Raw genomic sequence first — 23090 nt, 5'->3', positions numbered from 1 at the left:
TGGGGAGGGATAACGCGATAAAGGAACAGTACAAGAGAGTTGTGAACGGGGTTGATACTGTCAGTCAACAGCATCAACCATTAACATCAAACACGCTTATTATGTGGTATCACCACTTTTCCATACCATTTTTAGGTACGAGCGCTAATCTGTCTGCTAATCGTTCTCCGTCATCAGGGAAACAAAGTTCAGGTGCTAAATCCGCCAATGGATAAAGCATAAATTCACGCACCTTAAGTCCATAATGAGGCACAGTTAAACGTTCGGTCTGTATAACTTGATCACCAAATAACATGATATCTAAATCAAGGGTACGAGGTCCCCAACGATTACCTGCTTTTCTTTCACGACCATGGGCAAGTTCAATTGCTTGTGTATGGTCGAGCAACTCTTCTGGGGCTAAAGTAGTATCAACGGCGACAGCCATATTGAGATAATCGGGTTGATCTTGAGGTCCCATAGGGCGTGTGCGATACCAAGGTGATTGGGCAATCAGTGTAGTATTAGGGATTTCACTAATCGCTTTTATCGCCGATTTTACTTGCTGTTCTGGTGAGTTTAAATTACTGCCCAGAATAATATACACACGCTGTTGTTGCTTACTCATGTTTGTTCTCTTGTCTTGGTGCATTATTTTTTGCATTAGGGTGACGAGGACGTTTACGAGGACGTGTTCTTTTGCGTACCGGGCCTGGACCTAATTCAGAGACCATAGAGCGTTGTTGTGTATTGTTTGAAATCTGAAAATCAGCCCACCAAGCGGCTAATGCTTCCAGATCAGGATTTCTTTGTACATTAGCGCGTAATTCCAGTAGATCAAATGCTGCACGGAATTTAGGATGCTCAAGCAGTTTATTGGCTCGGCGCCCTTGACGCTTAGGTAAACGCTGCTGTAATTGCCAAATATCACGCATCGTGGTGGTGATACGTTTAGGGATCGCAATAGTACGACATTGCTCATCTAAAATATCATTCATTGCCATTGAGAAAGCATCGTAATAAGACAGTCCACTTTCTTGAGCCAGTTTTTCGGCATGCTCCACTAAGGGATACCATAGCATTGCTGCAAATAAGAATGCCGGATTTACGCGCATTTCTTTACTAATACGATAATCGGTATTCTTTAGCACCTGTTCGATCATTCTTTCCATTGGGGTATCTTGTTGCTCAGTGATCCTTGAGGCAACTAATGGAAAAAGAGGCTCTAAGAGTTGGAAATGGCGCATTAACCGATAGGTTTTATAACCATGTCCTGTTTGTAATAATTTCAGCGATTCTTCAAATAGGCGTGCTGAAGGAATATTACGTAATAGTGGTGCTAATTGGCTAATTGGCTCTGCAGTTTCCGGTGCGATACGCATATCCAGTTTACTGGCAAAGCGGATAGCTCTTAGCATCCGAACCGGATCTTCACGATAGCGAGTTTCAGGAGAGCCAATTAAACGAATAGTACCTGATTTAAGATCAGCCAAGCCCCCCACATAATCACGTACAGCAAAATCATCGACGCCGTAATAGAGACTATTTAAGGTAAAATCACGACGAATGGCATCTTCTTCAATCGATCCGAAGATATTGTCGCGTAGCAACATACCGCTTTGTGCTTGTTGTGACTGATTGCGATCGGATGTTTCATGATCTTCATGAGAGCCACGGAAAGTAGCGACTTCAATCACTTCGGGGCCAAACATAATATGCGCTAGACGAAAGCGTCGACCTACTAAGCGGCTATTACGAAATAATCGACGGACTTCTTCTGGCGTTGCATTGGTAGCAATATCAAAGTCTTTTGGTTTTTTCCCTAATAATAGATCGCGTACACCACCACCCACTAAATAAGCCTGAAAGCCTGAATTATTCAGACGATAAAGAACTTTTAGTGCGTTATCACTGATGTCTTTACGCGAAATCGGGTGTTGATCTCTTGGGATCACAGTCATTGGCAAATCACTCCCGTTCGCCTTTTCGTTATTACTTTTGTTCTTACGGGGACGGTCTGCGGATAGGGCAGGACGCCGACGCACAGTCGTTTGTGTTTCTTTTTTAGGTCGGTCAGATGCAGTGACAGGCCTTTCACTCGCTACCGATTCTGTATCTGACGATGTTGTTTGTCGTCCTAGCAAATTACGGCAGAAATGCGCTACTCGGTTAAAAATATGACACCTCGAATAATTAAATCTAATAATTAAAAAATTAAGCGGCTAATCATAGCCTACTGAACATTTTTTGAGAATGCTTTGTGTGGGTTATTGTGCATCTTCATCATAATGTTAACGAATAATCTTGCCTGACAGCAACGGTTGACGAGGTAAGAAAATGTGCTCCATCAATATTGTTCCTTGCTTATGGCCATCAGCTATAGTGATAGAATTATACGCAAATAACTTCTCTTTTATGTGAATAAACATCGTCATCACAGTGCGAATAGTCTGAGTTATTGTATCAAGAAGTATTAATTGGAGGATGATATTATTGATGTGAAAGCGCCAACGCTCATAATTTGTGTCAGCTTGAAGATAACGAGCCAATGCTGTAACCAAACCACCAAAACAAAGTTGGTTTATTAATAATGGCACTAAATGCCTAATACACATTGTCATCTTGGGTATTAATGTTTAGATTAAAGCCCCAGCACCTAAGTACTGAGGCTATACTCATTAATTAGCCAGCCATCTGTTTTTCACGGATTTCAGCTAATGTTTTACAGTCGATACAGAGATCGGCTGTTGGACGAGCTTCTAAACGGCGGATGCCGATTTCAACACCGCAAGACTCACAAAAGCCGAAGTCATCATCTTCAACTTTCTTCAGTGTTTTCTCAATTTTCTTTATGAGTTTACGTTCACGATCACGGTTACGCAGCTCAAGACTGAATTCTTCTTCTTGTGCAGCACGGTCAACAGGATCGGGGAAGTTGGCCGCCTCATCTTGCATATGAGTGACGGTACGGTTGACTTCATCCCTGAGCTGATTGCGCCAAGATTCAAGTATTAGCTTAAAATGCGCTAATTGGGCTTCGTTCATGTACTCTTCGCCCGGTTTTTCCTGATATGGCTCAACGCCAGCAATAGCGAGAATGCTCATGGACGATGTTTTACGCTTTTGCCCTTCTTGCATAATGCTTCTCCTACATACGCATTTTCTGAATAATCCCCCACCTTAAATAGGAAGGGAAAAAAATAGGGCGCTATAAATAGCAGATGCCCGCGCGGATAGCAATTATTCCTTTAATAAGTTTTCTCATGATGTGAAGGCACGCAAGTAAAAAGGCCATTTTAGTTAAAAAATACTTAACCAACACCATGAAAATGTATTAACCTTTTGAAATAAAAGGTAATTGCTTTCCAATTGTTAAATCGTACTCACTAATATTGATGCGATAACATAAAATTTCAACCCCAGCATCACATGCTTGTTTTAGCAATAAGTCATACTTAGGGTCAATCTCTTTAGCAACAGACACTTGTGTAATGCCAGTATGGGGGACAGCGTAAAATAAGATAGCCCTTAAGCCCGATTTTGCGATAGCGGTCAACTCTCGAAGGTGCTTTTGACCTCGCTCTGTTTTAGCGTCAGGAAAATAGCCCATTCCAGCATCTAATAAAGTGACCGATTTCACTTCAATATAGCAGTCAACTTTATGATTTGACTTAAGTAAAATATCAATACGGCTATTCTCACTACCATACTTCACTTCGCGTCTTATCTCATCATAGTCAGATAATTCTGGAATATCGCCAGCTTCTATCGCATCGGCAATGATCGTATTAGCTCTTAAGGTATTAATACAGATCCAATCACCTGATTGAGTTTGGGTTAATTCCCAACTATGAGGATATTTTCTTTTGACATTCGATGACGTGGAATACCAAACCGTATCACCTGGAGTTGCGCATCCCGTCATCGCACCCGTATTAGCACAATGGAGCGTGAATTCTTCACCATTTGCCGTCACTACGTCTGCTAAAAAACGTTTGTATCGTTTTAATAAAGTGGCAGATTGTAGTGGTTGTTCAAATTTCATAATCACCCCGGTGAAAATACGTCCTTTAATAAAGGGCTAATGCTACAATGAGCCACAGAGAAAGTTAATCAGTTATGGAGCTTGTGTGCATCTATTGCCAATTTTTGAGGTAGCAGGATCTGTTGTTACTGCATTAAAACAATGTCCCCAAGTCTTACTTCACGCCCCCACAGGGGCGGGAAAATCAACCGCACTGCCGCTGTATTTGCTTCAACAAAATATATTTGATGGCAAAATTATTTTATTAGAGCCAAGGCGTATTGCGGCAAAAAGCATCGCTTATCGTTTAGCAAGTCAACTCAATGAAGAGGTGGGTAAAACGGTGGGGTATCGCATGCGTGCTGAAAGTAAAGTGAGTCAGCAGACGCGCCTTGAAGTGATCACCGAAGGGGTGTTGACACGTATGTTACAGCAAGATCCTGAACTGACAGGTGTAAGTTTAGTGATACTTGATGAATTTCATGAGCGGAGTTTGCAAGCAGATTTAGCATTAGCACTGCTATTAGATGTGCAATCAGGATTACGTGATGATTTACGCCTTTTGGTGATGTCTGCAACATTAGATAATCAAAAATTAACTTCACTATTGCCGGATGCGCCGATGATTAGCTCTGAAGGGCGTAGTTATCCTGTTTCACGGCACTATTATCCTATTCAATCACACCTGCCTTTTGAACAAGAAGTTGCCACGATGGCGCGACGTTTGCTTACACAAGAGACGGGCTCTTTACTTGTTTTTTTGCCCGGTAGTGCAGAAATTATTAGAGTCGCGCAATTATTAGCTGACAAAGTGGATAAACACACCTTAATTTTTCCACTTTATGGGGCACTTTCATTAGCACAACAGCAACAGGCCATAGAGCCTGTAGAAAAGGGATATCGCAAAGTTGTATTAGCAACAAATATTGCAGAAACCAGTTTAACAATCGAAGGTATTCGCTTGGTGCTCGACAGTACCATTGAAAAACGTGCCCAGTTTGACTTAAAAAGTGGTGTAACAAGCTTATTGCGCCAACGAATAAGTCAAGCTTCACAAACGCAAAGAGCGGGGCGGGCAGGACGTCTTGAAGCCGGAATTTGTTGGCACTTAATCAGTCAGGAGCAAGCTGAGCGCGGGGCAACTCACCAAGTACCTGAAATTTTATCTAGTGATCTCTCTTCGTTATGGCTTTCAATATTGCAATGGGGATGTCGTGATATAAACCAACTCTCTTGGTTAGATACACCTACACCAGCAGCAATAAACGCAGCTAAAACATTATTGCAACGATTAGGTGCCATTGATAATCAAGGGGGATTAACCTCGCGGGGAGTACGTATGGCACAGTGGGGCATCGATCCCCGATTGGCGGCAATATTAGATTATGCTAGTGAAAAAAGTGAGCATCATCTTGCTACCGCAGCAAGGTTGTGTGCCATTTTAGAACAGCCACCAAGAGACAGAGAGATTAATCTTGAATGGCTGATCCAACAGAAAAATCATCAATGGTCACAGCGTGAAAAACAGCTATTACAGCAATGCAAAGGGCAATGTCGCCCAGAATTATTAGCATCACTATTGAGTGTCGGATTTGCAGATAGAATAGCCAAAAACCGTGATAATCAAGGTCGATTTCGCCTCGCTAATGGACAAGGCGCAATGATGGATAATACTCAACCAATGAGCCAATCGCCGTGGATTTTAGCACCATTGTTGTTGCAAAATGCACATTATGCGGATGTGCGAATTTTATTAGCCTTACCTATTGATATTAATGAAGTATCCTCTATCTTTCCGGAATTGATACAAGATAATACCACCGTTGAATGGGATGAAAAGCGCGGTACACTTCTTGCGTGGCAACAGCGCCGATTAGGTCAGTTAACCGTTAGCCAAATGCCATTAGATAAACCTAATAAAGCGCAAATGCAAACGGCATTATTAAATTGGTTACGTAAACAAGGATTAAGTGCTCTACCCTTAAGTGAAGAGAGCAAGCAACTGTTTATTCGCCTTGCTTTAGCGCAAAAGTGGTGCCCTGAGGCCAATTTACCTGTATTGAATGAAGCCGTTTTATTAGACTCATTAGAATTGTGGTTACAACCTGAATTAGGCGATACCCAATCACTTAAGGCACTGCTACAAATGGATATTAATGGGATAATTAAAAATCAGTTAACTTGGCATGAGCAACAATTATTGCAAGAGCTGTTCCCAACACACTATATTGCTCCAACGGGCACTAAAGTGATGATTAGGTATGATTTAGATAATCCGCCGATTATTGCTATCAGGATCCAAGAGGTTTATGGTGAAAAACAAAGTCCTATTGTGGCAAAAGGGCAATTACCTGTAGTGATGGAGTTACTTTCTCCAGCTATGCGACCTATCCAAAAAACACAAGATCTCGCTACTTTTTGGGCCGGAAGCTATACACAAGTGCAAAAAGAGATGAAGGGGCGATATCCCAAACATTTGTGGCCAGATTCACCCGCAACAACGGCCCCCACTCGACGTGTAAAAAAATGGAGTTAGCGCGTATTTATACGTGCTGAATAACAATTTGAGAGCTTTCCTGTGGGATAGCTTGGAAAAATAGCGACAATGTTAGGCTTCTTTACCCTAAGGGTGTGGTGAAGAGGTTTTAATGAGAGAAACTGTTCATGAGTAGAAAGAAAAAACCAGTAAAGAAAACCAATAGAAGGCGTTCTTGGTTTTGGTTATTTGTTAAAATCGCCATTGTGGTTGCGGTTTTAGTCGGCATCTATGGTGTTTATTTATATTCCCAAATTAAAGAGCGCCTTGACGGTAATGTATGGGAATTGCCTGCTGCCGTTTATGGACGTACTGTCAATTTAGAACCTGGCATGAACTATAGCCAAAAAGAGATGGTAAGTTTACTGGAAGGTATGCAGTATCGCCATGTCAATAAAATCACCCGTCCTGGGGAATTTGTCGTTAAAAATGGCACTATAGAGATGTTACGTCGACCGTTTGATTTTCCAGATGGTCGCGAAGAGCAAATTTTAGCGAAATTGACCTTTGAACAAAACTCATTGGTGAGTATCACCAATATGAATAATCAGCGTCAATTTGGTTTCTTCCGCCTCGATCCTAAGCTTATCACTATGATGCAATCGGCTAATGGTGAACAGCGTCTATTCTTAGCAAGAGATAAATTTCCTCAACTATTAGTCGATACATTAATTGCTACGGAAGATCGCCGTTTTTATGAGCATGATGGCATCAGTATTTATTCTATTGGTCGTGCGGTGTTAGCGAACTTTACCGCAGGTAGAGCGGTACAAGGGGGAAGTACTTTAACGCAGCAATTAGTAAAGAACTTATTCCTAACCAATGAAAGAACGCTAAAAAGAAAGCTTAATGAAGCCTATATGGCGATTATTATGGATGCGAGCTATAGCAAAGATCGTATTTTAGAGCTGTATCTTAATGAGGTGTTCTTAGGGCAAAGTGGTGATGAGCAAATTCGTGGTTTCCCACTGGCTAGCCTTTACTATTTTGGTCGACCTGTTGATGAACTAAGTCTTGATCAACAAGCATTATTGGTTGGAATGGTGAAAGGGGCTTCTGCATACAATCCATGGCGCAATCCTAAGGCTGCATTAGAGCGCCGTAATGTGGTACTAAAATTATTACAGACCCAACAAATTATCGATCAAGAGCTTTATGATGTATTAAGCGCACGTCCTTTAGGAGTAAAACCTCGTAGCGAAGCGCTAACGCCACAACCGGCATTTATGCAGTTAGTTCGTCAAGAGCTACAAACTAAATTAGGTGATCAGGTTAAAGATTTATCGGGGACTAAAATTTTTACAACGCTTGATCCTGTTTCACAAGATGCAGCGGAAAAAGCGGTAGAAGCGGGAGTTGCTGATTTACGTAAAACACGCAAAATCAACGATCTCGAAGGCGCGATGGTCGTTGTAGATCGCCTCAGTGGTGAGGTTAGGGCGTTAGTGGGCGGTTCACAACCACAATATGCCGGTTTTAATCGTGCCATGTCCGCTCGTCGTTCAATTGGCTCATTAGCAAAACCGGCAACTTATTTAACCGCATTAAGTGAGCCTGAGCGTTTTCGTTTAAATACCTGGTTGGCGGATGAACCTATTTCAGTGCCTATTCCGGGAGGAAAACCATGGCAACCACGTAACTACGATCGTGGTTATAAAGGGCGATTAATGTTGGTGGATGCTCTTGCTACATCACGTAATGTACCAACGGTTAATCTTGGTTTAGAAGTCGGGTTAGACCAAGTGATCAAAACGTGGATCAAACTAGGTGCCCCAGCAGAAAATTTAGAAAAAGTACCAGCGATGTTACTTGGCGCACTAAACTTAACCCCAATGGAAGTGGCGCAAACTTTCCAAACAATCGGAAGTTTAGGTAATCGCGCTAAATTATCGGCATTGCGCTCTGTTATCAACCAAGATGGTACGGTGCTTTATCAAAGCTACCCGCAAGCAGAAACAACGGTTTCTCCACAAGCAGCATATATGACACTGTTTGGTATGCAACAGGTGGTTAATTCAGGTACAGCAGCACGAGCATTAAAACCTAAATTTGGTCAATATAACCTTGCAGGTAAAACCGGAACCACCAACGACTTACGTGATAGCTGGTTTGCGGGTATTGATGGTAAAGAAGTCACTATTGCATGGATGGGACGTGATAATAATGGCCCAACTAACTTAACAGGATCGACAGGGGCATTGATCCTTTATCGTCATTATTTAGAAAATCAAACACCATTAACATTAAATCCACCTGTACCAGAAGATATAGCACAGATGTCGATTAATGCTGAAGGTAACTTTGTTTGTTATGGTGGCGGCGTGCGTACATTACCTGTGTGGACAGCAGATCCTGATAGCCTCTGTACACCGTTACCACAAGAGAGCGACGGCGACGATAGTGCGGCGCCTAAATGGTTACGCGATCTGTTTTCTGAGTAATTATTCACAATACTATTGAGATAAAAAATATCCTCCTGCAATCGCGGAGGATATTTTTTTGCCAGCAATACCAGCAATAAATGCTATTTAAGTAATGAAAGATTACGCTTTCATTTTGCTAAAGGCGTATTCAGCCGCATCGATAGTACGTTGAATATCTTCTTTGCTATGAGCGATAGACATAAAGCCAGCTTCAAAAGCCGACGGAGCGAGGTAAATACGTTTTTCTAACATTAAGTGGAAGAACTGTTTGAAGCGTTCGACATCGCAGTTCATTACGTCTTGATAGCAAGTCACTTCTTTGGCATCGGTAAAGAATAAACCAAACATACCGCCTACATGGTTCACTACCATAGGGATACCTGCTTGTTGTGCTTTTTCAAGTAAGCCATCCGCTAACATAGTGGTAAGCTCATCCAGTGTTTGGTGAACTCCCGGTTGTGAAACTTCTTGCAAACAAGCTAGACCCGCCGCCATCGCAATGGGGTTACCCGATAATGTTCCCGCTTGGTAGACAGGACCGATAGGGGCTAATTGAGACATCACTTCTTTATGTCCGCCGAAGGCGCCTACAGGCATGCCACCACCTATAATTTTACCTAAACAGGTCAAGTCAGGATCAATATCGTAATAAGCTTGTGCGCCGCCTAATGCGACACGAAAACCTGTCATTACTTCATCAATAATCAGTAATGCACCAAATTCATCACATAATGCACGTAATCCCGGTAGAAAATCGGCTTTAGGTGGAACACAGTTCATATTACCGGCAACGGGTTCAACAATAATACAGGCGATTTCTTCCGGATAATTTTCAAATGCTTGACGTACTGAATTTAAATCGTTGTAAGTACAAGTTAAAGTGTGTTTAACAAAATCAGCAGGAACGCCTGGAGAGTTTGGTTGTCCCATCGTCAATGCACCAGATCCTGCTTTGACTAATAAGCAGTCTGCATGTCCATGGTAACAGCCTTCAAATTTAATGATTTTGTCACGACCCGTGTAGCCACGAGCAAGACGAATGGCACTCATGGTGGCTTCTGTACCTGAGTTCACCATACGAACCATATCCATCGAAGGCACTAACTCAGTGACTAAATTTGCCATTTCCACTTCAGCAGCCGTAGGAGCACCAAAGCTTAGGCCTTTTTGCACCGCATCAGTTACAGCGTGGCGAATAGCGGGGTGATTGTGGCCTAATACCATCGGTCCCCATGAACCGACATAGTCAAGATAAGCACGTCCATCGGCATCATAAATATACGCACCATTAGCACGTTCAATAAAAAGCGGTGTGCCACCAACACCGTTAAATGCTCTAACCGGTGAATTGACGCCACCAGGTATCACTTGTTGTGCGAGATTATAAAGCGTTTCAGACTTGCTCATGTCAGACTCCTAATGATGGGTGAGCGTAAGATTAACGCCTATTCTAAAGCACAGTGCAGATGAAGCCAAATACACGACAACAACATTTTGATTTATCATTGTTATTGTTCGAGTTGGCACTCATTAATAATGAAAAGTTGTGTATCAAAAAGTGCATTTTGTCCACAACAAACTTGAAGGTTAAGAGCAGGTATTAGATAATCATCACATTATATCAGCAAGAAGCATCAATTTTTGCTGGCTGTTTTTTACTGGATTATCCAGTCTGGAGTGAACAATGAGTGATGATATGGCTCTGCCGTTACAATTTACAGATGCGGCTGCAAATAAAGTAAAAGATCTAATTGCGGATGAAGAAAACCCAAATCTGCGTCTACGTGTTTATATCACCGGTGGTGGCTGTAGCGGATTCCAGTATGGTTTTACCTTTGATGATGCTATGAATGAAGGTGATATGACTATAGAAAAACAAGGCGTTGCCTTAGTTATTGATCCAATGAGCTTGCAGTATTTAGTGGGTGGCTGTGTTGATTATACTGAAGGCCTTGAGGGCTCACGTTTTATCGTCACCAATCCTAATGCGAAAAGCACTTGTGGTTGTGGTTCATCGTTTAGTATCTGATTTTTATATTATTTGACGTCGTGGCTATCCTGCCGTGCCACGGCGTTAGCAATCCCCACATCTTTATATATGCTCCGCTCACTGCACGTTATTGGTTGTGTTGCAGCTTGCCTACGACTCTTGTCTTTTAACCTCTTCAATCTTCATTTAAATAGTTAATTGACTTTAAAATGAGTGGATTGCGATAGACTCACAAATCTGTTGAGCCGCATAAATAATACGTGGTGCTGGTCTGCTAAAACTATCTTCATCAATAGCGATAATAGGAATATCTAGTTGAGGTTGCCAAAATTGTTGTATTGCGGCAACTTGGTTTGGTTTACCACTAAATAAAATCAAATCAGGTTTTTTACTGATCACTTGCTCGCGGCTGACTTGTGGCCAAGGAACTGCACTATTTGCAAAAATATTTTCACCGCCACAAAGTTCGGTAATCTCATTTTGTAATGAATGTTTTGATGTCGTAAATAGGGGTTGCATACCAAACTGAATAAAGACTTTTTTCTTCGCTTGATGAGGCGTCGTTGAGGCGTACTTTTGCTGTAATTCTTGATATTGCTGACGTAATTTTTGTGCACTTGCTAAAGCGACTTCAGGATGAGTGCTATAAGAAGAAAGTCGGGTAAGATCGTCAATGATTTCTTCGATACTGTGTGGATCAGAGTAAATAATAGGGATACCCAATGATTTTAACTGATCGAGGGGTCGTTGAGGATTACCGCTTGGCCATGCAATAATTAAATCAGGTTTTAATAGCAAAATGCGTTCTACATTAATGCCTTGCCAGTCGGCAACTTGTACGAGATCTTTTGCTGCTTGTGGATAATCAGAATAAGCGCTCACCGCAACCATATTCTCTCCCATACCTGCGGCATAAGCCATTTCCGTGGCAGACGGGGATAAAGTAATAACACGTTGTGCGGGAGTGGCTGCGATAACATAACAAGGTGTCAATATCAGGCTTAGCAGCAGTGCAAAAGTGTTTAAGAAACGCATTTTTCTCGTCTTTATAGTCAAATATACCCGTCTATTTTTATCTTACCTGCTGAGCTAAAAGAGAGACGGGTTTGTTAAGCGGCTTATCGATTAAATAAATTAAAACTGAGTCTCTGTTTTTAATTTATCAAGCATAGTAGTGACCATTAAGCTTGATTGTTGTGCGGCAACAGATAAAAACTCATCAAAACTTAAATGCGATTCTTTATCTGCCACATCTGAAATGGCACGAACAACAACAAAAGGTGTATCAAATTGATGGCAAACATGTCCAATAGCGGTTGATTCCATCTCAACAGCGACGACTTCTGGAAAAGTACGACGAATACGTGCTAATGGCTCGGCACCATTAATAAAAGCATCGCCACTACAGATTAATCCACGCACGGCATTTAATTTTAGTGATCCAATACACTCTTGAGCAATATTGACCAGTTTGGGATCGGCAATAAATGCCGGTGGGCATTGTGCCATTTGTCCTGGTTCATAACCGAAAGCAGTAACGTCGGCATCGTGATAACGTACTTCTGTTGATACGACAATATCGCCAACATTTAATTTTGCATCTAACCCACCTGCAGAGCCGGTGTTGATCACAACATCAGGGCGAAAATGTTCAAGTAATAGTGTGGTACCGATGGCGGCAGCCACTTTACCAATACCTGATTTTAGTAATGCAACATCTACACCATTGATTTTGCCAGTATAAATTTCACAACCACCACGAGAGACTATTTCGCAGTTTTCAATTTGTTCACGCAGAAGTTTGACTTCTTGTTCCATTGCACCTATTACGCCAACTCTCATTGTGTCATACTCCCTTGTAGGTTAATAATATATAGCGTTAACCAAGAGTTTATCATTTATCGCAAAAACACGATATAACGCAGCGAATTCGTTTCATCGATACCAGAAAGAGGATAGAAATGATCGATTTTAAACTGAAGTTAAATTATCAACGCAAATATAACAGCAGTGATATCGATATTGATGATGAAATGCAGATCTCGCGCCAATTTGAAAGCGATCGTGGGCGTATTATTAATTCAGCGGCGATCCGTCGGTTACAACAAAAAACACAGGTATTTCCATTAGAGCAAAATTCGGCGGTACGAAGTCGATTAACCCATTCGCTGGAAGTACAACAAATAGGCCGTTATATCGCTAAGCAAATAATCGGCGAACTAAAAAAGCATAATAAATTAGAAGAATATGGCTTAAATGAACGGATTGATAGCGTTGAAAGTTTAATTGAAATGGCGTGTTTAATGCACGATATTGGCAATCCTCCTTTTGGTCATTTTGGTGAAGCTGCAATTAAACATTGGTTTCGTAAGGTGTTAGCACCTGATGCTTCCATAGAATTTGATAATTGTCCTTTTTTACCTATTCGCTATTCAGCAGACCGACACTTAAATGAATTAAAACAGACTTTGCGTCAAGACTTATGCCATTTCGAAGGCAATGCTCAGGCAATTCGCATGGCGCATCACTTGTTAAAACTCAATTTAACCTATGCGCAAATTGGCTGTGTTTTAAAATATACACGCCCAGCTTATTGGCAAGGTGCTACGCCGAAAGAATTTAGCTATTTAATGAAAAAACCAGGTTATTACTGGTCTGAAGCTGAATTTGTTAAGGAAGTACAAGAGAAACTTGCAATGAAAGATTTTTGTCGTTTTCCACTGACTTATATTATGGAAGCGGCAGATGATATTTCTTATTGTATTGCTGATTTAGATGATGCGGTAGAAAAAGGCATTTTTGATATCAATCGCTTAGTGCAGTTATTAAAAAATGCATGGAGTGAAAGTGGTGCGGTAACAGAAGGTGATCTGTTTGATATCACTGTTAATCGAGCTTTTAAGAAAGTTGATCAAAATGAAGCTAAGCGTAGCATGCAAGATCAATTTTTTATGTATTTGCGCGTCTATATTACCGGAAAACTAGTACCTTACACCGCCTATCGCTTTATCAAGAACTTACCTCAAGTTTATGAGGGCAGCTTTAACCACGCTTTACTGGAAGGAAAGAGTGCTGAACATCGTTTATTGGCAACGTTAAAACGAGTGGCGCAAAAGTGGGTATTTAGTCACCCCGAAGTTGAAGAGCTTGAAATGAAGGGCTATCGAGTGATCAGTGGGTTATTGGATATTTATAAGCCATTGCTTTTATTATCGACCGATGATTTTCTAAGACTACATAAATATAATGAACATCCTCATTATGTTATTGAGACGCGTTTATATCATAAGCTTTCGATTAAACATAAGCTTGCTTATAATGAAGCATTAGAAAAAATTTACGATATTAATAGTGAAGAGGGAAAAACCTTAGAGTTTTATTATCGTACAAGATTGATACAAGATTATATCAGTGGTATGACCGACCATTATGCATATGAAGAATATAGAAAATTAATGGTATGTGATTAATGTGTAATCGATTGAAATATCTATCATATTGATTAATGATAATTTTTAGATTTTTCTTAGAGATAGTTACGCGTTATTAAAATAACAGAAAATATTTGTTATTAATTGTAAATATATTCAATGTAAACGTTATATATAATAGTTTTTAGTTATAGAATAATATTAAATCTATATAAAAGAGTACTTCTACTTGTTAGCATAAAAATATTTTTCGATTTCATAAAAATATTGCTTATATCAGTTAAGTAAATAACTTGTTCGATGGTATACTCTCCTCATATCTTATTCTAAATGGTCTAGTAAACACTTAATTCTGTTTGCGGAGTGAAAATGTCAAACTAGGCTGTTTTAGAGTTAATCCGCAATAGATTCATAAAATTTAATACTATGGTGCAGTTTTATTCCCCTAAAAAACGTCCTGCTAAAAAACAGGTAAAAAACTTGGCGGTAACCGCTAATGCATTGGATGCTAACGGTCAAGGTATTGCTCATGCTGAGGGCAAAACCATTTTTGTTAAAGGATTACTTCCACAAGAAACTGCACGCATTCGTTTGACCGAAGAAAAACGCCAGTTTGCCAAGGGAGAAGTGATCACACGGTTAACCACAAACCCAGAAAGAGTGACACCACCCTGTCAGTACTATCAACATTGTGGTGGGTGCCAGCAACAACATGTGCCTATTGATTGGCAACGTACCACTAAAGCTGAGGTTTTATCACATCTTATTAAACGTGAAACTAATGTGGTCATTTCAGCACAGCCTGTTATTGCCGGTGCGGAGTATGGCTATCGGCGCCGAGCAAGATTAGGGTTACGTTATCACCCTAAAAAGGGTTTGGTAATGGGATTTCGCCAAGCACTCTCTAATGACTTAGTGATGGTCACCCAATGCCCAGTATTAAAACCACAACTTAATGTACTGTTATTGCCACTGTGGCAGTGTTTAAAGCAACTCTCTGTCGTGCGTGATTTAGGTCATGTGGAATTAGTGTTAGCAGATAATGGGCCATTAGTGATTTTGCGTCATTTATCACCGCTATCTGAGGGTGATAAGCAATTGTTAGATGATTTTTCTCATCACGCTCAAGTGATGATATATCTGGCGGGTGATAATGGTGAGATCGCACAATTAACAACGATTGAGAAGGAACCCTTCTATCAGATAGAGGGTCTAAAATTACACTTTGCACCAACGGATTTTATTCAAGTTAATGATGAAATAAATCATAAGATGGTTGCTCAAGCGATAGCATGGCTCGATTTATCGCCAAACGATCGCGTACTAGACTTGTTTTGTGGCATGGGTAACTTCACATTACCTATGGCAAAGCGTGTTGATAAAGTCGTTGGTGTCGAAGGTGTTCCTGCACTGGTGGCAATGGCGAAAAAAAATGCTGAACTTAATCAATTAGATAATGTTCAGTTTTGGCATGCTGATTTATCCGCCGATTTTTCTGCTATGCCTTGGGCACAGGAAGGATTTAATAAAGTTCTGCTAGATCCCGCAAGAGCGGGAGCTGCACAAGTGATGTCACATATTGTGACGTTATCCGCAGAAAAAATTGTGTATGTTTCCTGTAATCCGACCACGTTAGCCAGAGATAGTAAGATATTATTAGATTCCGGATATCAGCTAACCCAGTTAAGAATGTTGGATATGTTTCCACAAACAGGGCATCTGGAATCAATGGCATTGTTTATTCGCAAATAAACAGATAGCCACTCAATAAGTCGCAGATAAGATTTATATCGAGTAGGGAGAGAATATGGTTGCAGTTAGAAGTGCTCACTTAACACCTGCAGGGGAGTTTGCCGTTGATAAATGGGTTAATAGCTTGAATTTAACTCATGCGAATGCGGGGAGTGAAATCATGCAAACCTGGGAATACTGTCATCGTACTGTTCTGGGCCGTGAAGATGCGCAACTGTTGCTATGGCGCGGTGTTGAGATGGTTGAACTTCTTTCGACACTCAGTATGGATAAAGATAGCATGAGGGCAGCACTTCTCTTCCCACTTGCTGAAGAAGATCTTATTAACCAGGAAGTTATCACTGAACATTTTGGTGAGGCGATATGGAATTTAGTGCGTGGCGTAATGGAGATGGATGCTATTCGCCAGCTTAAAGCGACACATACCAACGAAACTAGCTCAGTACAAGTCGATAATGTACGCCGTATGTTATTGTCTATGGTAGAAGATTTTCGTTGTGTAGTTATTAAACTCGCAGAGCGGATTGCCCATTTACGTGAAGTGAAAGATGCCACTGAGGATGAACGAGTCTTAGCGGCAAAAGAGTGTTTTAATATCTATGCACCATTAGCCAATCGATTGGGGATTGGACAATTAAAATGGGAGCTTGAAGATTTCTGTTTCCGTTATCTTCATCCTGATGAATATAAGCAAATTGCAAATTTACTGCATGAACGCCGTATTGATCGCGAACAGTATATTGATAATTTCGTCAGTACGGTGCGTGGTTATATGCAGCAAGAGAATATTGAAGTCGATATCTACGGACGTCCCAAGCACATCTATAGTATTTGGCGAAAAATGAAGAAAAAAAATCTCGCCTTTGATGAGCTATTTGATGTTCGTGCGGTACGTATTGTTGTCGAACGCCTACAAGATTGTTATGCCGCTTTAGGTATTGTACATACTCATTTTCGTCATTTACCCGATGAATTTGATGATTATGTTGCCAATCCAAAACCAAATGGTTACCAATCTATTCATACGGTAGTACTTGGCCCTGAAGGTAAAACCGTTGAGATCCAAATACGTACTCGTCAGATGCATGAAGATGCTGAATTAGGTGTTGCAGCGCATTGGAAATATAAAGAAGGTGCTACTGGTGCAACAACCAAAGGCGGGACGGGAAGTTATGAAAATCGTATTGCGTGGTTACGTAAATTAATTGCATGGCAAGAAGAGATGGCTGATTCTGGTGAAATGCTAGATGAAGTACGTAGCCAAGTATTTGATGATCGCGTCTATGTCTTTACGCCAAAAGGGGATGTGATTGATTTACCTGCAGGCTCGACACCATTAGATTTTGCTTATCATATTCATAGTGATGTTGGTCATCGCTGTATTGGTGCTAAAATCGGCGGGCGCATCGTTCCATTTAGCTATCAGCTACAAATGGGCGATCAAATTGAAATTATTACTCAAAAACACCCTAATCCAAGCCGAGATTGGCTAAATCCTAATCTTGGTTATGTGACAACCAGTCGTGGTAGAGCAAAGATCCACAACTGGTTCCGTAAACAAGATCGCGATAAAAATATTATTGCAGGCCGCCAAATCTTAGATAATGAATTAGCGCCGCTTGATATTAATATGAAAGAAGCAGAAAAACTGCTGATTGCTCGTTATAACGTCCATAGTCTTGATGAAGTGCTGGCAGGTATAGGCGTTGGTGATATCCGTATCAATCAATTAGTCAATTTCTTACAAAGTAAGCTGAATAAAGCCACAGCGGAAGATGAAGACAAAGAGGCGTTACGCTCATTAGAAAATAAAACGGCTACACCAAAAACAACCACGTCAGGTGGTGGCAGTATTGTGGTCGAGGGTGTCGGGAACTTAATGCATCATATCGCACGTTGTTGCCAACCTATTCCTGGCGATAATATCGTTGGATTTATTACCAAAGGACGTGGTATTTCAATTCACCGTGCAGATTGTGATCAATTAGCTGAGTTACTTTCTCACGCACCAGAGCGTATTGTCGATGCGGTGTGGGGTGAGAATTACTCAAGTGGTTATTCATTAGTGGTGCGGGTTGTGGCTAATGATCGCAGTGGTTTATTACGCGATATCACCACTATTTTAGCTAATGAAAAAGTGAATGTGCTGGGAGTTAGTAGCCGCAGTGATGTGAAGCAACAAATAGCGACCATTGATATGAATATTGAGATTTATAATCTCCAAGTATTAGGGCGTATTTTAGCGAAACTCAATCAATTACCTGATGTCATAGAAGCCAAACGCTTTTCTCATTAAGACATTGGTCACCTTAACGGATAAAATGCCAAGCACAATGTGTCTTGGCATTTTTTTACGAAATTTTGTTAACTCGACATAACGATCACTTTTATATACAAGGCCAGATAATGTCAGAAAACCGTGAAATTTTACGTTTATTAGCCATTATGGCGCAATTACGTGATCCTCAAACAGGCTGTGAGTGGGATAGGGTACAAACCTTTGACACCATAGCCCCCTATACATTAGAAGAAACCTATGAAGTACTGGATGCTATTGCCCGCAAAGATTTTAGCGCACTTAAAGAGGAGTTAGGGGACTTACTCTATCAGGTCGTTTTTTATGCCAGAATGGCGCAAGAACAGCAATTATTTGATTTTAATGATGTCTGCGAAGCTATCAGCAATAAATTAGAACGTCGTCATCCACATATTTTTGCTACAGAAAATGAAAATAATTTAGCGACTGAAAAGCATCGTTGGGAAAAAATCAAGGCTCAAGAGCGTGAAGCGAAAGCACAATATTCATTACTTGATGATATTCCTGCTACTTTACCGGCACTGATGAAAGCAGAGAAAATACAAAAGCGCTGTGCCTCCGTTGGCTTTGATTGGCACGAGCTTTCTCCTGTATTAGATAAAGTGTATGAAGAAATAGATGAAGTGATGGCAGAGGTGAAAAAAGCCCCTAGAGATGATCAACGTATTGAGGATGAGTTGGGGGATTTGCTTTTTTCTGTGGTTAATTTATCGCGCCATTTAAAACAGAAGCCAGAGCAGGCACTTAATCGAGCTTGTCGTAAATTTGAGCAACGGTTTAGGTTTGTTGAAAAAATGCTCACAGAGCAGGGTATAAACATAGAAAATGCTTCATTAGAAGAGATGGAGATCAGTTGGCAAAAAGCGAAGGAAAAAGAAATTGAGTGAAGAATGACTCATCATTATTTGTTTTTGTGACATTAAGTGCGAAAAACAATAGATAGAATCTCATTGTTTTTGCTCACTTTTTATAAAAAATTATAAAAGGCGAAATTATAAAAGGTAATTTCGCTTTTTTTATTTTAGGTGGCTTTAAATATCGTTGTTGCATTTGATTTGCTAAAAAGTGTGATTAACCTCAAAAAAATTAAAAGCATGATCATAAGCAAAAGATATGTCACGAAACCTGCTACACTTTATATCGTGAAAAAAATAAAGCATCTATTCTCTAAAAGTGATATCTTAGCTGAAAGGATTAAGCTAAAATGCTTGAGAAATATTTTCACGGGTTTAGTTGATTGAATTTTTACTGTTTTTTCGTGTTTAAACGGATAAGTAATGTGATGAAAAAGAACTTTATACAACTAAGAATGTTTGTAGCGAAAATAAGGTTCGGGTATACTGTGTTCCCGTCCAGTTATATCCATCATCCAAATACACCTAAACTTTCAGGTTCAGCATGAAAACGAATTATATTTTTGTGACCGGCGGGGTCGTATCCTCTCTGGGTAAAGGCATTGCCGCAGCCTCTTTAGCGGCTATACTAGAAGCCCGTGGACTCAATGTCACCATGATGAAGTTAGATCCGTATATTAACGTCGATCCAGGTACGATGAGCCCAATTCAACACGGAGAAGTCTTCGTCACTGACGATGGAGCTGAAACTGATCTTGACTTAGGCCATTACGAGCGCTTTATTCGCACGAAAATGACGCGTCGTAATAACTTTACGACCGGCCGTGTATACTCAGAAGTGCTACGCAAAGAGCGTCGTGGTGACTATCTTGGTGCTACTATCCAAGTTATTCCTCATATCACTAATGAAATCAAAGAACGCATCATCCGTGGCGGTGAAGGTCATGATGTCGTGTTAGTTGAAGTTGGTGGTACTGTCGGTGATATCGAATCACTTCCTTTCTTAGAAGCTATCCGTCAAATGGCGGCGGAAGTAGGGCGTGAGCATACTTTCTATCTGCACTTAACATTAGTGCCTTATTTAGCGGCTTCGGGTGAAGTAAAAACCAAACCAACGCAACACTCTGTAAAAGAGTTACTCTCGATTGGTATTCAACCAGATGCATTAATTTGTCGCTCAGATCGCGTTATTCCAGCTAATGAACGCGCCAAAATTGCACTGTTTTGTAATGTTCCCGAGAAAGCGGTTATCTCATTAAAAGATGTCGATTCCATTTATAAAATCCCTGCACTCTTGAAATCGCAAGGATTAGATGATTATATCTGTAAACGATTCAGCTTAGATTGCCCAGTGGCAAATCTGTCTGAATGGGAACAGGTTATCTACGAAGAAGCCAACCCTGAAGGCGAAGTTACCATTGGTATGGTTGGTAAATATGTTGAATTACCAGATGCCTATAAATCAGTGATTGAAGCATTAAAACATGGTGGTTTCAAAAGCCGTGTTGCGGTAAATATCAAATTAATTGATTCTCAAGATGTGGAAACTCGTGGTGTAGAAATCCTAAAAGGGTTAGACGCAATCTTAGTTCCAGGTGGTTTTGGTGAACGTGGTGTTGAGGGCAAAATTATGGCTGCTCGATATGCACGTGAAAATAAAATCCCTTATTTAGGCATCTGTTTAGGTATGCAGGTGGCTATGATTGAATTTGCACGCAATGTTGCCAATATGGAAGATGCTAACTCCACAGAGTTTGCACCTGATTGTAAATACCCAGTTATTGCGCTTATTACTGAATGGCGTGATGAGAATGGCAATCTTGAAGTGCGTACAGAAAATAGTGACTTAGGTGGAACAATGCGCCTTGGTGCACAACCTTGTCATTTAAGTGGCGATAGTTTAGTGCGTACTCTGTATGGTAAAAATACCATTACAGAGCGTCATCGTCATCGTTATGAAGTGAATAATCTACTGTTAAAACGTATCGAAGATGCGGGTTTACGTATTGCAGGTCGTTCAGTTGATAACAAGCTGGTGGAAATTATTGAAAATCCAAATCATCCTTGGTTTGTTGCTTGTCAATTCCACCCTGAGTTTACCTCAACGCCACGTGACGGCCATCCGTTATTTGCTGGCTTTGTGAAAGCAGCCTTTGACTACCAAAAAGGCTTGCTAAAATAGGATATGTGAGAAGAGAGCGCGTATCTCTCTTCTCGGAAATTTAACTTGTACAGAGGAAAACCGTATGTCCAAAATCGTTAAAGTACTTGGTCGTGAAATTATCGATTCTCGTGGCAACCCAACAGTTGAAGCTGAAGTTCACTTAGAAGGTGGTTTTGTTGGTATGGCGGCGGCTCCATCAGGCGCATCAACAGGTTCTCGTGAAGCTTTAGAATTACGTGATGGCGATAAGTCACGTTTCTTAGGTAAAGGTGTTCTGAAAGCGGTTGAAGCTGTTAATGGACCAATCGCTAAAGCTCTTTTGGGTCAAGATGCTAAAGACCAAGCTAATATCGATAAAATCATGATCGATTTAGATGGTACTGAAAACAAATCAAACTTTGGTGCAAACGCAATCCTAGCTGTTTCTTTAGCAAACGCAAAAGCAGCTGCTGCAGCGAAAGGTATGCCTTTGTATGAGCATATTTCTGATCTGAACGGTACTCACGGTCAATACTCAATGCCTTTACCAATGATGAATATCATCAATGGTGGTGAGCATGCTGATAACAACGTTGATATCCAAGAGTTTATGATCCAACCTGTTGGCGCGCCTACTCTGAAAGAAGCGGTTCGTATGGGTTCTGAAATCTTCCATCACTTAGCAAAAGTGCTGAAAGCAAAAGGCATGAACACTGCGGTGGGTGATGAAGGTGGTTATGCGCCAAACTTAGAATCTAATGCGGCTGCATTAGCGGCTATCAAAGAAGCAGTAGAAGCTGCGGGTTATGTTTTAGGTAAAGATGTAACTCTGGCTATGGACTGTGCTGCATCTGAATTCTATAACAATGAGACTGGTAACTACGAACTGAAAGGCGAAGGTAAAACTTTCACTTCACAAGAATTCACTCATTACTTAGAAGAACTGACTAAACAGTATCCAATCGTTTCTATCGAAGATGGCTTAAACGAATCTGACTGGGATGGTTTCGCATACCAAACTAAAGTACTTGGTGACAAAATCCAACTGGTTGGTGACGACCTGTTTGTAACTAATACTAAGATCCTAAAAGAAGGTATCGATAAAGGTATTGCTAACTCTATCCTGATCAAATTCAACCAAATCGGTTCACTGACAGAAACGTTAGCTGCTATCAAAATGGCGAAAGACGCAGGTTATACTGCTATCATCTCTCACCGCTCTGGTGAAACAGAAGATGCAACTATCGCTGATTTAGCAGTAGGTACAGCAGCAGGTCAAATCAAAACAGGTTCTATGAGCCGTTCTGACCGTGTTGCTAAATATAACCAGCTGATCCGTATCGAAGAAGCATTAGGTAGCAAAGCACCTTTCAATGGTCTGAAAGAAGTTAAAGGCCAAGCATAATCGTAATTTCGATTAGAAAGATTTATTAATTTTAAATGGGTGAATGTATTGTTCACCCATTTTTTTTGGCGCTAGATAGGGAAAGTAGGATATTTACACTAGAACAATGGAATAAAAAGTGTGATGCGTAAGAGAAAATAGTGTTCAATTTTTACTCTTTTATTAATAAATCGGTTAATTCTCGTGGATCAGATCCCAATTATAACTTTTGCACATTTTCAATGGAGTGAAATGTT

Annotated in this window: 16 protein-coding genes and 1 pseudogene; 9 read left to right on the top strand and 8 right to left on the bottom strand. The window is 40.6% G+C overall.

The features are described 5' to 3' along the window. Positions 1-109 precede the first annotated feature (109 nt). The 5 genes from folK to sfsA form a co-directional block, all read right to left on the bottom strand. Positions 110-607, bottom strand: a complete 498-nt coding sequence (folK, locus tag HMPREF0693_RS09195) for a 2-amino-4-hydroxy-6-hydroxymethyldihydropteridine diphosphokinase (protein WP_004245001.1) — start codon at positions 605-607, stop codon at positions 110-112. Next, complete coding sequence (gene pcnB, locus HMPREF0693_RS09190) at positions 600-2156, bottom strand: polynucleotide adenylyltransferase PcnB (RefSeq protein WP_370463127.1); 1557 nt, start codon at positions 2154-2156, stop codon at positions 600-602. The genes folK and pcnB overlap by 8 nt, the downstream gene beginning before the upstream one ends. Before the next feature lie 114 nt (positions 2157-2270). Beyond that, a complete protein-coding gene (locus tag HMPREF0693_RS09185) occupies positions 2271-2576 on the bottom strand; it encodes a hypothetical protein (RefSeq protein WP_004252502.1) in 306 nt (101 codons plus the stop codon). Between the two features lie 85 nt (positions 2577-2661). Further along, entirely contained in the window at positions 2662-3117 is a 456-nt protein-coding gene (gene dksA / locus HMPREF0693_RS09180) for an RNA polymerase-binding protein DksA (protein WP_004244998.1), read from the bottom strand. A gap of 196 nt (positions 3118-3313) precedes the next feature. Beyond that, a complete protein-coding gene (gene sfsA, locus HMPREF0693_RS09175) occupies positions 3314-4024 on the bottom strand; it encodes a DNA/RNA nuclease SfsA (RefSeq protein ID WP_004244997.1) in 711 nt (236 codons plus the stop codon). An 85-nt stretch (positions 4025-4109) separates the two neighbouring features. Between sfsA and hrpB the strand changes: the two genes are divergently transcribed. Then, entirely contained in the window at positions 4110-6539 is a 2430-nt protein-coding gene (gene hrpB, locus HMPREF0693_RS09170; RefSeq protein WP_004244996.1) for an ATP-dependent helicase HrpB, read from the top strand. Between the two features lie 131 nt (positions 6540-6670). Next, a pseudogene (gene mrcB, locus HMPREF0693_RS09165) lies at positions 6671-8980 on the top strand (bifunctional glycosyl transferase/transpeptidase); the annotation flags it as partial. Positions 8981-9082: 102 nt separating this feature from the next. Here mrcB and hemL read toward each other — a convergent pair. After that, positions 9083-10369, bottom strand: a complete 1287-nt coding sequence (gene hemL / locus HMPREF0693_RS09160) for a glutamate-1-semialdehyde 2,1-aminomutase (RefSeq protein WP_004244994.1) — start codon at positions 10367-10369, stop codon at positions 9083-9085. Positions 10370-10646: 277 nt separating this feature from the next. Between hemL and erpA the strand changes: the two genes are divergently transcribed. Beyond that, positions 10647-10991, top strand: a complete 345-nt coding sequence (erpA, locus tag HMPREF0693_RS09155; RefSeq protein WP_004244992.1) for an iron-sulfur cluster insertion protein ErpA — start codon at positions 10647-10649, stop codon at positions 10989-10991. A 165-nt stretch (positions 10992-11156) separates the two neighbouring features. Here erpA and btuF read toward each other — a convergent pair whose 3' ends face one another. Continuing rightward, complete coding sequence (gene btuF, locus HMPREF0693_RS09150; RefSeq protein ID WP_004244991.1) at positions 11157-11987, bottom strand: vitamin B12 ABC transporter substrate-binding protein BtuF; 831 nt, start codon at positions 11985-11987, stop codon at positions 11157-11159. Between the two features lie 99 nt (positions 11988-12086). Next, positions 12087-12794 carry a 5'-methylthioadenosine/S-adenosylhomocysteine nucleosidase gene (gene mtnN, locus HMPREF0693_RS09145; protein WP_004244989.1) on the bottom strand — a complete coding sequence of 236 codons (708 nt, stop codon included), beginning with the start codon at positions 12792-12794 and terminating at the stop codon, positions 12087-12089. A gap of 119 nt (positions 12795-12913) precedes the next feature. Between mtnN and dgt the strand changes: the two genes are divergently transcribed. The 6 genes from dgt to eno all read left to right on the top strand — a co-directional run bounded on the left by dgt (position 12914) and on the right by eno (position 22854). Next, on the top strand, positions 12914-14422 hold the full coding sequence (dgt, locus tag HMPREF0693_RS09140; RefSeq protein WP_004244988.1) for a dGTPase: 1509 nt from the start codon (positions 12914-12916) through the stop codon (positions 14420-14422). A 387-nt stretch (positions 14423-14809) separates the two neighbouring features. Further along, on the top strand, positions 14810-16135 hold the full coding sequence (rlmD, locus tag HMPREF0693_RS09135; RefSeq protein ID WP_004244987.1) for a 23S rRNA (uracil(1939)-C(5))-methyltransferase RlmD: 1326 nt from the start codon (positions 14810-14812) through the stop codon (positions 16133-16135). 55 nt (positions 16136-16190) lie between these two features. Continuing rightward, positions 16191-18431, top strand: a complete 2241-nt coding sequence (relA, locus tag HMPREF0693_RS09130) for a GTP diphosphokinase (RefSeq protein ID WP_004244986.1) — start codon at positions 16191-16193, stop codon at positions 18429-18431. Between the two features lie 110 nt (positions 18432-18541). Continuing rightward, positions 18542-19339: a nucleoside triphosphate pyrophosphohydrolase gene (gene mazG / locus HMPREF0693_RS09125; protein WP_004244985.1), complete on the top strand. Its 798-nt coding sequence runs from the start codon at positions 18542-18544 to the stop codon at positions 19337-19339. Positions 19340-19850: 511 nt separating this feature from the next. Then, complete coding sequence (gene pyrG / locus HMPREF0693_RS09115; RefSeq protein ID WP_004244983.1) at positions 19851-21488, top strand: glutamine hydrolyzing CTP synthase; 1638 nt, start codon at positions 19851-19853, stop codon at positions 21486-21488. Between the two features lie 64 nt (positions 21489-21552). After that, positions 21553-22854: a phosphopyruvate hydratase gene (eno, locus tag HMPREF0693_RS09110; protein WP_004244982.1), complete on the top strand. Its 1302-nt coding sequence runs from the start codon at positions 21553-21555 to the stop codon at positions 22852-22854. Positions 22855-23090: the final 236 nt, after the last annotated feature.

The organism is Proteus mirabilis ATCC 29906, assembly GCF_000160755.1.
GTDB lineage: Bacteria > Pseudomonadota > Gammaproteobacteria > Enterobacterales > Enterobacteriaceae > Proteus > Proteus mirabilis.
Note: the sequence above shows the minus strand (reverse complement) of the source record. Positions and strands in the feature narration are given on the sequence as shown.

What these genes read in the sequence shown, in the direction of transcription:
- folK (WP_004245001.1), bottom strand. Translation starts at nt 607, where the DNA reads ATGAGTAAGCAACAACAGCGTGTGTATATTATTCTGGGCAGTAATTTA.
- dksA (WP_004244998.1), bottom strand. Translation starts at nt 3,117, where the DNA reads ATGCAAGAAGGGCAAAAGCGTAAAACATCGTCCATGAGCATTCTCGCT.
- sfsA (WP_004244997.1), bottom strand. Translation starts at nt 4,024, where the DNA reads ATGAAATTTGAACAACCACTACAATCTGCCACTTTATTAAAACGATAC.
- hemL (WP_004244994.1), bottom strand. Translation starts at nt 10,369, where the DNA reads ATGAGCAAGTCTGAAACGCTTTATAATCTCGCACAACAAGTGATACCT.
- erpA (WP_004244992.1), top strand. Translation starts at nt 10,647, where the DNA reads ATGAGTGATGATATGGCTCTGCCGTTACAATTTACAGATGCGGCTGCA.
- btuF (WP_004244991.1), bottom strand. Translation starts at nt 11,987, where the DNA reads ATGCGTTTCTTAAACACTTTTGCACTGCTGCTAAGCCTGATATTGACA.
- mtnN (WP_004244989.1), bottom strand. Translation starts at nt 12,794, where the DNA reads ATGAGAGTTGGCGTAATAGGTGCAATGGAACAAGAAGTCAAACTTCTG.
- dgt (WP_004244988.1), top strand. Translation starts at nt 12,914, where the DNA reads ATGATCGATTTTAAACTGAAGTTAAATTATCAACGCAAATATAACAGC.
- rlmD (WP_004244987.1), top strand. Translation starts at nt 14,810, where the DNA reads ATGGTGCAGTTTTATTCCCCTAAAAAACGTCCTGCTAAAAAACAGGTA.
- relA (WP_004244986.1), top strand. Translation starts at nt 16,191, where the DNA reads ATGGTTGCAGTTAGAAGTGCTCACTTAACACCTGCAGGGGAGTTTGCC.
- mazG (WP_004244985.1), top strand. Translation starts at nt 18,542, where the DNA reads ATGTCAGAAAACCGTGAAATTTTACGTTTATTAGCCATTATGGCGCAA.
- pyrG (WP_004244983.1), top strand. Translation starts at nt 19,851, where the DNA reads ATGAAAACGAATTATATTTTTGTGACCGGCGGGGTCGTATCCTCTCTG.
- eno (WP_004244982.1), top strand. Translation starts at nt 21,553, where the DNA reads ATGTCCAAAATCGTTAAAGTACTTGGTCGTGAAATTATCGATTCTCGT.